We start from the raw sequence: 14310 nt of genomic DNA, 5'->3' as shown, positions 1-14310 counted from the left end.
GTGCCGCCCACTACGGTGAGGCTGCCTTCGTCAAAGCCGGTGACTTTTTCACTGAAGCTGAAGGTAACCTCGCTGGTCTCGCCCACGCTCAGCAGGTCGTCAACAATGTTGACCTCCACGCTCGGGGCGGCAGTATCCAAGCTGTAGCATTCGCTGTCGGTCGCAGTGGCACTGTTGCCCGCCGCATCGGTGCTGGTCACGCTGGCATCGATGGTCTGGTCTTTATCGGCCACTAGGTCACTGCCCGCAACTAGGATGGTGAAGCGGCCTGCCGCATCTACCTTGCCAGCGTATGCGGTGTTGTTGACGGTCAGAGTGACAGTGTCGCCCTCCTTGAACTCGCCAGTCACGGAGCCACGGACTGGGATCTGCTGACCCGCTTCGGCAGCGTTGATGACATCGTCGGCGGTGATGTTGGCATCAAGATTGATTGCCAAGTCAGGGACCTTGCTATCCACACTACCATCGTCGGTCGCGGTGCCGGTGTTGCCAGCTGGATCGGTGACGCTGGCCGTTACTTGATAGCTGCCTTCCACCAACGGGGTGGTGACATCCACGCTGTAACCACCGTCCGGCTGCACGGTGGCGGTCAGGGTCTGCTGGTTGCCGTTCGCATCGGTCACGACTAGGGTAACGGTACTGCCTGGGGCCGCATTGGTAGTACCAGTGATGGTCGGAGTGGTGTCATTTGTATTGTCAGGCGCATCGACAGTGATCACTGGAGCTGTTACATCCACACTCCCTGAATCAGTCGCACTTCCGGAATTACCCGCAGGATCTGTCACTGTGGCGGTCACGGTATAAGAACCCTCGACCAATGGGGTCACCACATCCACGGTGAAGGTACCGCTGGGTGTGACAATCGCGGTCAGGGTTTGTTGATTACCGTTTGCATCGGTGACCAGCAGGGTCACGGTGCTGCCAACGGGAGCATCCGTGATTCCGGTCAGGGTCGGAGTGGTGTCATTGGTGTTATCTGGCGCAACGACGGAAATGGTGGGCGGAGTCAGGTCAAATACCTCATCTTCGCCAGCAGCACCCAACGGCGGCTCACCATTGGTGTTGTAGGTGGTATCGAAAGTGGCTTCAGCAATGGTTGCGGAACCGGTACGGTCGATGGTGACAAAACCGCCGTTGCCACTGGCACCGGCGACGCCCCCAATACCGCCACCACCGGCGGCAGGTGCACCGCCTGCGGCAGAAGCTTCAAAGGCCTGGGTCGGGTCCGCGCCGCCCAAGATCGCCTGTTGCAGGGCATTGATATCATCAGGAGTACCTGTAGCGCCGTTTTGCGCCAGCTGGGGAGCATCTCCCTCTTCGGCAGGCTCACTCTGTTCGCTGGCTGGTTGCACATTGAACGACTGTCCGCCGCCCATGAAACTGGCGCCATCCGGCGACACGATCACCGCCCCTTTCGGCAGCACATCACCTTCAGCCAACAGCTTCCGGCTGCCATCTGCGGCAACCAGATAAATTTGTCCTTTGAGTTGGGTTACGGTTACGCCCTGTTCCAAGGTAACGGCATTGGTGATCATGTTCTCTCCTGAATCCTGATTTGAATGCAATAAGCCACAGCCTACTTTGCAGACTGAGGGGAAAAATAACCAGCTCGAAAATTCGAAAGGATAGACCGATTTGAGGCTGAACTGTTCAGCCAGACAGAAGTGTGTAAAACGAGGTTGCGAGAATGGTAAAAACCAAAACTATCAATAAATTACAGAATAATGACGAGAGCATGACAAGGCATGCTCCCGTCAAGATTAACCCTAGGCTCCCGCCCAGAGGATGATAGCCAGCAGCTGTGGCGAGATGATCCGCAGGAACATCACCAGCGGGTAGACAGTGGCGTATGAGAGCGCACTGGCGCCACTGGTCGGGTGCATGGCGTTGGCAAAGGCCAGCGCGGGAGGATCTGTCATGGAGCCGGCCAGCAAACCACACAGGGTCAGATAGTTCATCTTGCCGTAGAGGCGCGCCAGCACACCGACCACCAGCAGCGGGATCAGGGTGATCGCCATGCCGTAGAGCATCCAGGCCGGGCCATCACCGTTGATCAGGGTATCGACGAAGCCAGCACCGGACTTGAATCCGACCACCGCCAGAAAAAGTACGATGCCGATCTCCCGCAGCGCCAGGTTGGCACTGGGGGGCATGAACCAGTAAAGCTTGCCGATGCTGCCGATCCGCGACAGGATCAGCGCCACCACCAACGGCCCGCCCGCCAGACCCAGCTTGAGGGCGGCCGGGAAACCGGGCAGGTAGAAGGGGATGGAGCCGAGCAATACGCCAAGGCCAATCCCGATAAATACCGGCAACATCTGCACCTGCTGCAGCTTTTGCTGCACGTTGCCGACCACATTGGTCACGGCCTCGATGGCGTCGAGACGGCCAACCAGGTTGAGGATGTCACCAAACTGCAGGCTGGTCTGACTGGTCGGCACCAGTTCGATACCTGCCCGGTTGAGACGGGAGATCACCACGTCATAGCGCTGTTTGATGTCCAGATCGCGGATCTTCTTGCCAAGAACCTGCTCGTTGGTCACCACTACTCGCTCGACGCGCAGATCTGTGCCCCGGGTCGAGAGCGAGGTCTCCACCTCCTCCCCCAACACCAACAACACCTTGTGCAGCGCGTGACGCTCACCCACCAGGTGCAGCAAGTCACCCAGTTCGATACGGGATTCCGGCCGTGGCACCATCAGCTCGTCGCCCCGTTTGAGCCGTGAACAGATGACATCAGACTCGTCGAGACTCGGGATCTCGCTCAGCATCAGGCCGTGCATGTTGGGATTGCGCACCGCGATGTTGATGGTCTGCAAGCTCTCCTTGGTTTTACCGGTTTGTAGCTCGAACTGGGCGGCTTCATCGTCGATCTTGATGCGAAAGAAAACCCTGACCAGCCACATGGTGAGCAAAATGCCACAGATACCAAACGGATAGGCAACCGCATATCCCATCCCCATCAGGCCGGTAGAACCGGGCGCGGCGCCCAGCTCGGCCAGGATCTGCTGGCCCGCACCGAGGGATGGCGTATTGGTGACGGCACCGGAGAAGACCCCCAGAATGACCGGTAACGGCACATCGAAAAATTGATGCAAGCCAGCAGCCACCACGCAGCCAAGGATGACCAGCAAAGCGGCAAAGGCGTTGAGTTTGAGACCCGAACTGCGCAATGACGAGAAGAAACCCGGCCCGACCTGGATGCCGATGGTATAGACAAACAGGATCAGGCCAAATTCTTGAATAAAGTGAAGCGTTTGTGCATCCAGCGCGAGATCGGAGGCGCCTGCAAAGTGACCCACTATGATGCCGCCGAACAGCACCCCCCCTATTCCCAAGCCAACGCCATAGACTCGCCAGTTTCCCAGCCAGAGTCCTAGCACTGCCACCAGCGACAACATGCTGATGGAAAGCGCGATTTCACTCATTTCGTGCATCCTTTGCGAATTGAACTGGCCCTAGCTTGTCAGCAAACGCTGATGCCAACTGTGTGATACCGCACGAATTTATCCTTTTACGCGCTAAAAATACCAATTAAGGGCTAGTTGCAAGACGTTAGGCGACGTAGCCGTAAATGGCCATAAAGTGACAAACGCTGCCACCCAGCACAAAGAGATGCCAGATGGCGTGGTTATAGGGGATCTGCTTGGCCACATAGAAAATGACCCCGAGGCTGTAGATAAGGCCACCGAGCCCGAGCAGCAGCAGCCCCTCACCGGCCAGATGGATATAGAGCTGATAGATGACCACCAGCGACAGCCAGCCCAACATCAGGTAGGTAAAGAGCGACAGCTTCTTGAAGCGGTTGATAAACACCAGCTTGAACACCACACCAGCCAGCGCCAGGGCCCAGATCACCACCATCAAGCCCTTCGCCAGCGGCGTATCGAGCGCCACCAGCAGGAAGGGGGTATAGGTGCCGGCAATCAGCAGATAGATGGCGCAGTGATCAAACACCTTGCACCAGCGTCTGGCCCGCCCTTCCGCCATGCTGTGATAGAGGGTAGAGGCGAGATAGAGCAGCACCAGACTGCCGCCATAAAGGCTGTAACTCACCAGCGCCTGCGTGCCCTGCCCCCATCCCTTGATGAGCAACAACACCAGCCCGACAATCCCCAGCAACAATCCCGCACCGTGACTCAGCCGGTTTGCCAGCTCCTCTCGGGGGGAGTAATCCATCACACCACTCATAACAGCGACTCCACAATAACTGTGGCTCACTCTACCCAGCGCCATTTCGGAGTACAAGTGTTCGCTTAAAAAATGGAGTGGCTGTCACCTGCCAACCTTTGGTGTATGCTCTGCCGCCGATGCCCGAGACAAGCGGCATTGACGCCTAACCCGGTGACCTGGTCTGGAGAACCTGATGAAGTTGACTGAGCTGTTTGCACAAGCGGATCCCGCCTTTGGCGAGGCGATGAACACCTTGCTGGAGAGCTTCCACCACTCCGACGACAGTCAGGCTCCCTATCAGCGCGACCTGTTCACCCACCAGCTCGATCAATCCCGCATGCCTGCAGTCGGCCAACCTATCGAGGAGTATCTGACGCGGCTGGCTACTCTGGTACCCGGCGCCTCGCATCTCACCTCGCCATGCTACATGGGCCACATGACGGCGCCACTGCCGGCCTATACCGCCGAGCTGTCGCGCCTGCTGGTGATGCTCAACCAGAATCCGATGAAGATGGAGTCCTCCCGCCTGCTCAGCTTTCTGGAGCGGGAGGTGCTGGCCAAGCTGCACCGCCTCATCTATGGCAGGGACGATGCCTTCTACGGCGAACAGATGCATGCCAAGGATGCAGCCCTCGGCGTCATGACCAGCGGCGGCACCATCGCCAACGTCACGGCACTGTGGTTGGCCCGCAACCGCGCCTGTGGCGACAACCTGTTCGCCCTCTATGAACAGGGCTATCGGGGCGCCGTTATTCTAGGCTCCCGGCTGATGCACTACTCCTTCGACAAGGGGATGGATCTGCTGGGGCTGGGCGCCCGCAGCGTCTGGCGCCTCGAGACCGACGAGCAGAACCGGCTCAGTCTGGCTGCGCTGGAGCAGGCGCTGATCCAGTGCAAAGAGCAGAAATTGAAAGTACTAGCATTGGTCGGCGTGGCAGGCAGTACCGACTTTGGCTCCATCGACCCCCTGCCTGAGCTGGCCGCCATCGCCGAGCGAGAGCAGATCCACTTCCACGTGGATGCTGCCTGGGGTGGCCCGACCCTCTTCTCCCCCCGCTATCAAGGTCTGCTGGCCGGAATAGAGCAGGCCGACACCGTCACCCTCGATGGCCACAAGCAACTGCTGGTGCCGCTTGGTACCGGCATGCTGCTCTGCCGCCAGCCCGACCTGATGATGGCGGTCAAGCGAGAGGCCCCCTACGCCATTCGCGCCACCTCGTTCGATCAGGGTCGCTTTACCCTGGAGGGCACCCGCCCGGCCAATGCCCTCTATCTGGATGCCGCTTTCCAACTCTTCGGCCAGCAAGGCTACGCCGAGCTTATCGAAGCCAACTACGACCGCGCCCGGCTGATGGCAGATCTCATCGAAAGTGACCCCGCCTTCGAGCTGATGTCGGCACCGGTGATGAACCTGCTCTCCTACCGCTGCATCCCGCCCCACCTGCAGGGCAAGGTGCTGGATGAGACGGCCAATGCGCAGATCAACGACTTCAACGTGGCACTGCAAAAAGCCCAGCGGGCCGAGGGGCACAGCTTTGTCTCACGTACCCAGCGGGCGGTGGTGCGCTACGGCGCACAGCCTCTCACCTTGCTGCGCGCCGTGCTGCTCAACCCTCTGATTGAAGAGCGCCATATCCGCGACCTGCTGGCCGATCAGCAACGACTGGGGATCTCCATTGCACGCCAACTGTTTGGCGACAGCGCGGAACCGGCGTAAAAATGAGCGGTCTTATTCATTTGCCGTTGTCCGCCATGCAGGTAGACTGGGCGAAATTTGCAGGCCATCTTTGAGGACTAGGCGCCAGACATGAAGCAATTTATTGAATTTATTCCACTTATCGTTTTCTTCGCGGTCTACAAGTTCTACGACATCTACATGGCTACCGGCGCACTGGTAGTGGTCACCGGTCTGCAGCTCGCCTATAGCTGGATCCGCTATCGCAAAGTCGAGAAGATGCAGCTCTTTACCTTCCTGCTGGTTGGCTTCTTCGGCGGTCTCACCGTCTTCTTCCACGATGACACCTTCATCAAGTGGAAAGTGACTGTCATCAACGTACTGTTTGCACTGGGTCTGCTCATCAGCCGCTACGGCTTTGGCAAGAACCTGATCAAACAGATGCTGGCCAAGGAGCTGCAAGCGCCCGATGCAGTCTGGGACAAGGTCAATCTCGGCTGGGTCGGCTTCTTTACCGTCTGCGGCCTGCTCAACCTCTATGTGGCGTTCAACCTGCCGCAGGAGATGTGGGTCAACTTCAAGGTGTTCGGTCTGCTGGGGATGACGCTGGTCTTTACCCTGCTGAGCGGCGTCTATCTCTACCGCCACATACCTGCCGAGCAGTTGTCCCAGCAAAAAGACGAACCCAAAAAGTAACCCTCATCAGAAAAGGATTGTCTCATGTGGTATCTCATCTACTCCGAAGATGTCCCCGATAGCCTGCCACTGCGCAAGCAAGTTCGCCCTGCCCATCTGGCCCGACTGCAAGCCCTGCAGGATGAAGGTCGCCTGCTGACCGCGGGTCCTAATCCTGCCATCGATGCAGAGGATCCGTCAGATGCAGGTTTTACCGGCAGCACCGTCATCGCCGAGTTTACCTCGCTGGCTGACGCCAAAGCCTGGGCCGATGCCGATCCCTATGTGGCAGCTGGCGTCTATGCCAAAGTGACCATCAAGCCGTTCAAGAAGGTCTTCTGATCCAAAGCACATAGCGAAATAAAAAAGGCCGGACTGGAAGTTCACTCCAGTCCGGCCTTTTTGCATCCCGATATCTCGTTTATGCCCTGGCGACAAACCAGGGGTTGAGGATGTCGGGCTTGTTGTAGCGCAGCGGTGAGCCATCGAGCTGGGTGACGCAGCCACCCGCCCCCTCCAGCACCGCCTGTGCCGCACCAGTATCCCACTCGCAGGTGGGTGCGAGGCGCGGATAGAGCTCGGCGTCCCCCTCAGCGATGATGCAGAACTTGAGGGAGCTACCCATGGAGACCAGCTCGATCTCACCAAACGGCGCCAAGAAATCGAGGGTCTCCTGCGACAGGTGGTTGCGACTGCCCACCACTCGCCACGCCTCGCCTTCACGATGAGGCCGGGTCTGGATAGGCTCGCGCTTGCCATCGGCGATGCGCCAGGCACTGAGCCCCTTTCCGCCATACCAGAGCTTGTCCAGCACAGGGGCATAGACCAATCCCCAGCGCGGCGTCCCCTCTTCAATCAGCGCGATATTGACGGTGAACTCACCGTTGCGGGAGACAAACTCCTTGGTTCCGTCGAGGGGATCCACCAGCCAGTAGCGTGACCAGCCGTGGCGCGCCGCCATCACCTCGGGCCCCGACTCCTCGGACAATACAGGGATGTCGGGTGTCAGCCGTGCCAACGCCTGAACGATCACCTCATGAGCCCCCTTATCGGCAGCCGTGAGCGGGCTCTCGTCGCTCTTGTACTCCACCGCGAAGGGCTGGCTGTAGATGGCCATGATGGCCGCCCCCGCCGCGCGGGCGACAGGTTCAAGTTCGGTGATATCGGGGTGGTACAAGGGATGATCCATAACAATCTCGTCCAGCTTACAGGGTCAACAAGTGTAACCCTTTTGACATCAACTGCTTATAGCCGATTGTGCTGGGTTATTACAGCGCAGGAGTTGCCATCGTTTGAACAGGGCCAAAAACAACAAAGGACGCCGTGGCGTCCCTTGTTGTTTTTGGCAGCCTGTATCAGGCCGCCTGTCTAATGGGTCAGATCCCCTGACGGGCTTCCTGCATCAGCAGGCGCATATCGCTCACAGCCTTGGCTAGACCATCAAAGGCGGCGCGGCCGATGATGGCGTGGCCGATGTTGAGCTCATAGAGCTCGGGGATGGCGGCGATAGCCTTGACGTTGTGGTAGTGCAGGCCGTGGCCGGCATTGACCTTGAGCCCCTTGCCAGCGGCATAGGAGGCGCCGGCGGCGATGCGCTTGAACTCGGCATTGCGCTCGGCATCGGTGGTGGCATCGGCGTAACGGCCGGTGTGGATCTCGATAAAGGGGGCGCCACTCTCGGCGGCCGCATCAATCTGGATGGGATCGGCGTCGATAAAGAGCGAAACCTGGGCCCCCACAGCGGAGAGGCGGGCAACTGCGTCAGTCACCTTGTCCAGCTGACCGGCCACGTCCAGACCGCCCTCGGTGGTCACTTCGGTGCGCTTCTCCGGCACCAGACAGACGAAGTGGGGCTTGATGCGGCAGGCGATGCCGATCATCTCTTCGGTCACTGCCATCTCCAGGTTCATCCTCGTCTGGATAGTCTGGCGCAGGATCTCCACATCACGGTCGGTGATATGGCGGCGATCTTCTCGCAGATGCACGGTAATGCCATCAGCCCCGGCCTGTTCGGCCACGAACGCGGCCTGTACCGGATCCGGATACTGGGTGCCCCGGGCGTTGCGCAGGGTGGCGATATGGTCGATGTTCACACCCAGATAGATTTCACTCATTGAGAACTCCTTGAAAGGCTTCATCTGTTGACTGCGCGGTCAGCGAATCCCCCCGCGCCAATATCCGTATGTCTGTAATCTGTGTCAGCCTTGCATGCTGGCTTTGCGTTTTAAAAACAGCTCCCGGCTCTTTAGCTGGCGCTTGCCCAGATAGGGTTGCAGTGCCAATCGGCTGAAACGTTTGGCCGCCTGCAGCAAGGGAGGGGTATCGAAACGTCCCTCGGCAAAGGCGAGCAGGTGGGCACCGAGAAACAGGGTACGGGGATCCGGCGCCCGCTCGCAAGCAACAAAGCCCAATTCACGCTCGAAGCCATAGAGCAGGGTCGGCTCGATGGGCGACTCGTCGTCCGCCGTGTATTCGAAATCCACCGCATAACCGAGCGCCTGCAACAGCAGGAACTCGAAGCGACGCAGCGGCAGCTCCGGCGTCTCGCCGTCGGCCAGCGCCATGATGGCACGAGCATAGGCGTCGAATACTTCGGGGAACGGGGTGTGCGCTTCCAGCAGGTAGTAGACCAACTCGTTGAGATAGAGGCCGTAGAAGAGGCGATCGCCACCGAGTCGCAGGGAGTGATCCGGGCATTCGACCTGGGTGAGGTTCTTGAGATCCCCCTTGCCGCGCCAGGCGATGGTGAGCAGGGTAAAGGGTTGCAGCAGCCCCTTGAGAGGGGAGCGTGGCCCGCGAGAACCGCGAGCCACCAGAGTAAATCGGCCACTATCCTGGGTGAAGACCTCGACCAGCTGGCTGGTCTCCCGATAGGGCCGACTGTGGATGACGAAAGCCGGGGTCAGCAATCAGTCGTCGCCATACCCGAGGCTGCGCAGTGCGCGCTCATCATCAGCCCAGCCCGACTTGACCTTGACCCACAGCTCGAGGTGCACCTTGTTCTGGAACAGACGTTCCATATCGAGGCGCGCTTCGGTGCCGATGGTCTTGATCTTCTCGCCCTTGTTGCCGATGACCATCTTCTTCTGGCCATCGCGCTCGACCAGAATGAGGCCGTGGATGTGATAGAGGCCGTTCTCTTCCACCTTGAAGCGCTCGATCTCCACCGTCACCGAGTAGGGCAGCTCCTCACCGGTGAAGCGCATCAGCTTCTCGCGGATGATTTCGGAGGCCATAAAGCGGGAGGAGCGGTCGGTCACGTAATCTTCCGGGAAGAAGTGGACGTTTTCCGGCAGCAGATCCTTGGCCCACTCGCGGATCTTCTCCACGTTGGTGCCCTTTTCGGCACTGATGGGCAGAATATGGGCGAAGTTCATCTGTTGGCCCAGCCACTCGAGGTGGGGCAGCAGATCTTCTTTCTCTTTGACGTTGTCGATCTTGTTGACCGCCAGCACCACCGGGCACTTGAGATTGCGCAGCTTGCCCAGCACCATCTCGTCGTCTTTGGTCCAGTGGGTACCGTCGACCATGAATACCACCATGGCCACATCACCCAGCGAACTGGTGGCGGCACGGTTCATCAGACGGTTGATGGCCCGTTTCTCTTCAATGTGCAGACCCGGGGTATCTACATAGATGGTCTGGTAGTTATCCTCGGTGTCGATCCCCAAAATCCGGTGACGGGTGGTCTGGGGCTTCTTCGAGGTAATGCTGACCTTCTGGCCAAGCAGCTTGTTGAGCAGGGTGGACTTGCCCACATTCGGGCGGCCCACGATGGCGACAAAGCCGCAGTAGGTGGTATCTGTCATGACAGTTTTTCCAATGCTTGCTGCGCCGCGGCCTGTTCGGCCTTGCGACGGCTGGTGCCGACCCCGACGAGGGGACCATCCAGACCTTCCACGTCACACTGGACGGTGAACTCCTGGTTGTGGGCCTCGCCCTTGACGTTGGTCACGGTGTAGGTCGGCAGGGATTTGCGGCTTCCCTGCAAAATTTCTTGCAGACGGGTCTTGGGATCTTTCTGCTCGATGCCCGGCTTGATCTCTTCCAGGCGGCTGGCATACCAGCTCAGCAGCAGTGTCCGCACCGTCTCAAGATTGGTATCCAGATAGACGGCACCGATCACCGCCTCGACCGTGTCGGCCAGAATGGATTCGCGGCGAAAACCGCCGCTCTTGAGTTCGCCGGGGCCGAGGATCAGGTGATCCCCGAGGTCGAACTCCCGGCCCAGTTCGGCCAGGGTCTTCTCGCGCACCAGGGTGGCGCGCATCCGGCTGAGATCCCCTTCCGCCGCTTGCGGGAAGCGGTGGAACAGATCGTCGGCAATCACCAGACTCAAAATGGAGTCCCCCAGAAATTCCAGTCGTTCATTGTGACGGGAACCGGCGCTGCGGTGAGTCAGCGCCCGGGTCAGCAGTTCCAGATCCGCAAAGACATGCCCGAGACGGGACTGCAGTCTGTTCATCTTGATATTCATTTACTTGATTCCGCCAATGCGGTTGAAGCGCACACCTGTCGGTACCCAACTTGGCAGCAGGGAGCCTTCTTCGCGCTCGAATTCAAAACTTATCCAGATAGCGACCGCCTTGCCGACCAGATTCTGCTCGGGCACAAAGCCCCAGAAGCGGCTGTCGGTGCTGTTGTCGCGGTTGTCGCCCATCACGAAATACTGGCCTTCCGGTACCACCCACTCGTCGGGGTAGGTGCCGGGCTGGCGATAGTAACGACCAACCATGTCGGGCATCAGCGGATTGCGCAGGGTCTCGTGGGAGACATCACCCAACTGCTCGGTATAGCGGTCAAGGGGGATCCCCATCTGGGTAAATTCGCCTCTTTGTTCAAACTTGACGTCGAGCTTCTTGAAGCCCGGGCACGTTTTCCCTTCCTGCTCTTCGCACTTGGGCCGGATCATCAGCTCCTTGTTGCGATAGATGACCCGATCACCCGGCATGCCGACCACCCGCTTGATGTAGTCAACGCGCGGTTCAAGGGGATACTTGAACACCACCACGTCGCCACGCTTGGGCTCGCCAGTCTCGAGGAACTTGGTGTTGGTCACCGGGTCCCGCAGACCATAGGCAAATTTTTCCACCAGGATGAAGTCGCCCACCAGCAGGGTGGGCATCATGGAACCTGACGGGATCTGGAACGGTTCAAAAATGAACGAACGCAGGATCAGCACAAAGGTGATGACCGGGAAGACCCCGGCGGTCTGTTCAATCCAGACCGGCACGGGGGCGACCTTGGCCAGGGTCTTCTCATCCAGGTGGGCACCGCCATGGGCACGAGCCACGGCAATCTTGGCGGCGCGCTGCTTGGACCAAATCATCTTGTCCAGACACCAGATAACACCGGTGATCGCGCAGACCACCACCAGGATCAGGGAAAACGTGCTTGCCATCTATTAATCCTTTCCGACGTGGAGAATCGCGAGGAAGGCTTCCTGCGGCACGTCGACACGGCCGAGGGACTTCATCCGCTTCTTACCTTCTTTCTGCTTGTTCAGCAGTTTCTTCTTACGACTCACGTCACCACCGTAACACTTGGCGGTTACGTCTTTACGCAGAGCCTTGACGGTGCTGCGAGCGATGATCTGGTTGCCGATGGCCGCCTGAATGGCGATATCGAACATCTGGCGCGGGATCAGCTCGCGCATCTTCTCCACCACCTGACGACCGCGATACTGGGCGTTGTCCTTGTGGGTGATGATGGCCAGGGCATCGACGCGCTCACCGTTTATCATGATATCCAGACGGACCATGTCGGAGGTTTCGAAACGCTTGAAGCCATAGTCCAGCGAGGCGTAACCGCGACTGGTGGATTTCAGACGGTCGAAGAAGTCGAGCACCACTTCCGCCATCGGGATTTCATAGGTCAGCGCCACCTGCTTGCCGTGGTAGACCATGTTGGTCTGCACGCCACGCTTCTCGATACAGAGGGTGATCACATTGCCCATGTACTCCTGCGGCAGCAGGATATGACACTCGGCGATCGGCTCGCGCATCTCCTTGATGCTGGTGATGGCGGGCATCTGGGCCGGGCTGTCGATATGGATAGTGGAGCCGTCGGTCAGCTCGATCTCGTACACTACGGTCGGCGCCGTGGTGATCAGATCCAGATCGTATTCACGCTCCAGACGCTCCTGAATGATCTCCATGTGCAGCATACCGAGGAAGCCGCAACGGAAGCCGAAGCCCAGTGCCGTAGAGCTCTCCGGTTCGAAGAACAGGGAGGCATCGTTCAGGGAGAGCTTGTCGAGGGCGTCACGGAACGACTCGTAGTCATCGCTGGAGATGGGGAACAGACCCGCATACACCTGCGGCTTCACCTTCTTGAAACCGGCCAGCGCCTTGTCGGCACCGTTCTTGGCCTGAGTCAGGGTATCGCCCACCGGCGCGCCGTGGATGTCCTTGATACCGCAGACAACCCAACCTACCTCGCCGCAACCCAGCCCGTCGGTGTCCACCTGCTTGGGCGTGAAGATACCGATACGATCGACACCCCACACCTGACCGGTGCTCATCACCTTGATCTTGTCGTTCTTCTTCAGGGAACCGTTCTTGATCCGCACCAGAGAGACGACGCCCAGATAGGAGTCGAACCAGGAGTCGATGATCAGCGCCTGCAGCGGCGCATCCGGATCACCTTCCGGTGCCGGGATCTTGGCCACGATCTCTTCCAGTACCAGATCGACACCGAGGCCGGTCTTGGCGGAGCAGCGCACTGCATCGACCGCGTCGATACCGACGATGTCTTCGATCTCCTCGGCAACCCGCTCCGGCTCTGCTGCCGGCAGGTCGATCTTGTTCAGTACCGGCACCACTTCCAGATCCATCTCCATGGCGGTGTAGCAGTTGGCCAGAGTCTGTGCCTCAACCCCCTGGCCGGCATCTACCACCAGCAGCGCCCCTTCACAGGCCGCCAAAGAGCGGGAGACCTCGTAGGAGAAATCCACGTGGCCCGGGGTGTCGATAAAGTTCAGCTGGTAGGTGTTACCGTCTTGTGCCTGGTAGTTCAGGGTCACACTCTGCGCCTTGATGGTAATGCCGCGCTCGCGCTCCAGATCCATGGAGTCAAGCACCTGAGCCTGCATCTCGCGGTCGGACAAGCCACCGCAAGTCTGGATCAGACGGTCCGACAGGGTCGATTTACCGTGGTCGATGTGCGCAATAATCGAAAAGTTACGAATGTGTTTCATCGAGCAAGAGTCACTCAAAATTGGTTTAAGGTCGGTTATGGAGGCGCGATTTTACTGGATAACCCGGCTGACGGCCATTCTTTAGTCGCCGGCGCCAGTGAAATAGCGCCTGTTCAGTCAGGGGAGGATGCGGACAGGGACCACGACGCCGAGCATTTGCGGGCCGTAGCGCCCCTGATCCAGGCGGTTGGAAAAGTAACGAACCAGTAAAAAGCCCAGCACGCCCCCCAGCAGGCAGCAGAGAATGGTAATCCCCTCCCCGCCCGAGAGCAGCGGCGCCAGCCAGAGCTGCCCCAGCAAGGCGCCGGCCAACAGACAGAAAAGCGGCAGCACATAGACCAGCGCCGCCCCGCGCAGCAGACTCTCTTGCGGGATACCGAGCCTAACTTGCTGGCCAACCCGCACCTCGGCGGTCAGCCTGACTCGCAAGCGGGGAGCTTTCAGGGGAAACGCCTTGGACACGGTGCCGGTACCGCAGTTGGATTGCTGCTGACAACCACTGCAGGCGGAGCGACGCTCACATTCCACCCAGGCATGGTCACCCTCAATGGCCACCACAGTCGCCAGCTCTTCACTCATCTCATTCACG

The 14310-nt window shown here is 59.1% G+C and carries 14 protein-coding genes; 3 read left to right on the top strand and 11 right to left on the bottom strand.

Going from position 1 to position 14310, the window contains the following annotated elements; genetic code table 11:
• From OKC31_RS04230 to trhA, 3 genes are all read right to left on the bottom strand, one after another.
• Positions 1-1535, bottom strand: a 1535-nt coding sequence (locus OKC31_RS04230; protein ID WP_270656340.1) for a retention module-containing protein, incomplete at its 3' end; no start/stop codon positions are given.
• Between the two features lie 231 nt (positions 1536-1766).
• Positions 1767-3428 (bottom strand): putative transporter, encoded by a 1662-nt coding sequence (locus OKC31_RS04225; RefSeq protein ID WP_005335335.1) that lies wholly within the window; start codon positions 3426-3428, stop codon positions 1767-1769.
• Between the two features lie 127 nt (positions 3429-3555).
• Positions 3556-4191, bottom strand: a complete 636-nt coding sequence (trhA, locus tag OKC31_RS04220; protein ID WP_005335337.1) for a PAQR family membrane homeostasis protein TrhA — start codon at positions 4189-4191, stop codon at positions 3556-3558.
• Between the two features lie 175 nt (positions 4192-4366).
• Between trhA and OKC31_RS04215 the strand changes: the two genes are divergently transcribed.
• The 3 genes from OKC31_RS04215 to OKC31_RS04205 all read left to right on the top strand — a co-directional run bounded on the left by OKC31_RS04215 (position 4367) and on the right by OKC31_RS04205 (position 6865).
• Positions 4367-5890: an aminotransferase class V-fold PLP-dependent enzyme gene (locus OKC31_RS04215; RefSeq protein ID WP_247823392.1), complete on the top strand. Its 1524-nt coding sequence runs from the start codon at positions 4367-4369 to the stop codon at positions 5888-5890.
• A gap of 90 nt (positions 5891-5980) precedes the next feature.
• Positions 5981-6544, top strand: coding sequence for a septation protein A (locus OKC31_RS04210; protein WP_005354349.1), 564 nt, complete (start codon positions 5981-5983; stop codon positions 6542-6544).
• 24 nt (positions 6545-6568) lie between these two features.
• A complete protein-coding gene (locus OKC31_RS04205) occupies positions 6569-6865 on the top strand; it encodes a YciI family protein (RefSeq protein WP_058056974.1) in 297 nt (98 codons plus the stop codon).
• 79 nt (positions 6866-6944) lie between these two features.
• Here OKC31_RS04205 and cysQ read toward each other — a convergent pair whose 3' ends face one another.
• From cysQ to OKC31_RS04165, 8 genes are all read right to left on the bottom strand, one after another.
• Positions 6945-7712 carry a 3'(2'),5'-bisphosphate nucleotidase CysQ gene (cysQ, locus tag OKC31_RS04200; protein ID WP_421299246.1) on the bottom strand — a complete coding sequence of 256 codons (768 nt, stop codon included), beginning with the start codon at positions 7710-7712 and terminating at the stop codon, positions 6945-6947.
• A gap of 187 nt (positions 7713-7899) precedes the next feature.
• Entirely contained in the window at positions 7900-8637 is a 738-nt protein-coding gene (gene pdxJ, locus OKC31_RS04195) for a pyridoxine 5'-phosphate synthase (RefSeq protein WP_005335389.1), read from the bottom strand.
• 84 nt (positions 8638-8721) lie between these two features.
• Positions 8722-9432 carry a DNA repair protein RecO gene (gene recO, locus OKC31_RS04190; RefSeq protein ID WP_005335391.1) on the bottom strand — a complete coding sequence of 237 codons (711 nt, stop codon included), beginning with the start codon at positions 9430-9432 and terminating at the stop codon, positions 8722-8724.
• Positions 9433-10332 (bottom strand): GTPase Era, encoded by a 900-nt coding sequence (gene era, locus OKC31_RS04185; RefSeq protein WP_005335393.1) that lies wholly within the window; start codon positions 10330-10332, stop codon positions 9433-9435.
• On the bottom strand, positions 10329-11000 hold the full coding sequence (rnc, locus tag OKC31_RS04180) for a ribonuclease III (protein WP_005335394.1): 672 nt from the start codon (positions 10998-11000) through the stop codon (positions 10329-10331). The genes era and rnc overlap by 4 nt, the downstream gene beginning before the upstream one ends.
• Positions 11001-11924 (bottom strand): signal peptidase I, encoded by a 924-nt coding sequence (lepB, locus tag OKC31_RS04175; protein WP_005335395.1) that lies wholly within the window; start codon positions 11922-11924, stop codon positions 11001-11003.
• A gap of 3 nt (positions 11925-11927) precedes the next feature.
• Entirely contained in the window at positions 11928-13721 is a 1794-nt protein-coding gene (gene lepA / locus OKC31_RS04170; protein WP_033112792.1) for a translation elongation factor 4, read from the bottom strand.
• Between the two features lie 117 nt (positions 13722-13838).
• A complete protein-coding gene (locus OKC31_RS04165) occupies positions 13839-14300 on the bottom strand; it encodes a SoxR reducing system RseC family protein (protein ID WP_236298028.1) in 462 nt (153 codons plus the stop codon).
• Positions 14301-14310 lie beyond the last annotated feature (10 nt).

Origin of the sequence: Aeromonas sp. Y293-4 (genome assembly GCF_027705905.1) — a bacterium.
GTDB classification, from domain to species: domain Bacteria; phylum Pseudomonadota; class Gammaproteobacteria; order Enterobacterales; family Aeromonadaceae; genus Aeromonas; species Aeromonas veronii.
Note: the sequence above shows the minus strand (reverse complement) of the source record. Positions and strands in the feature narration are given on the sequence as shown.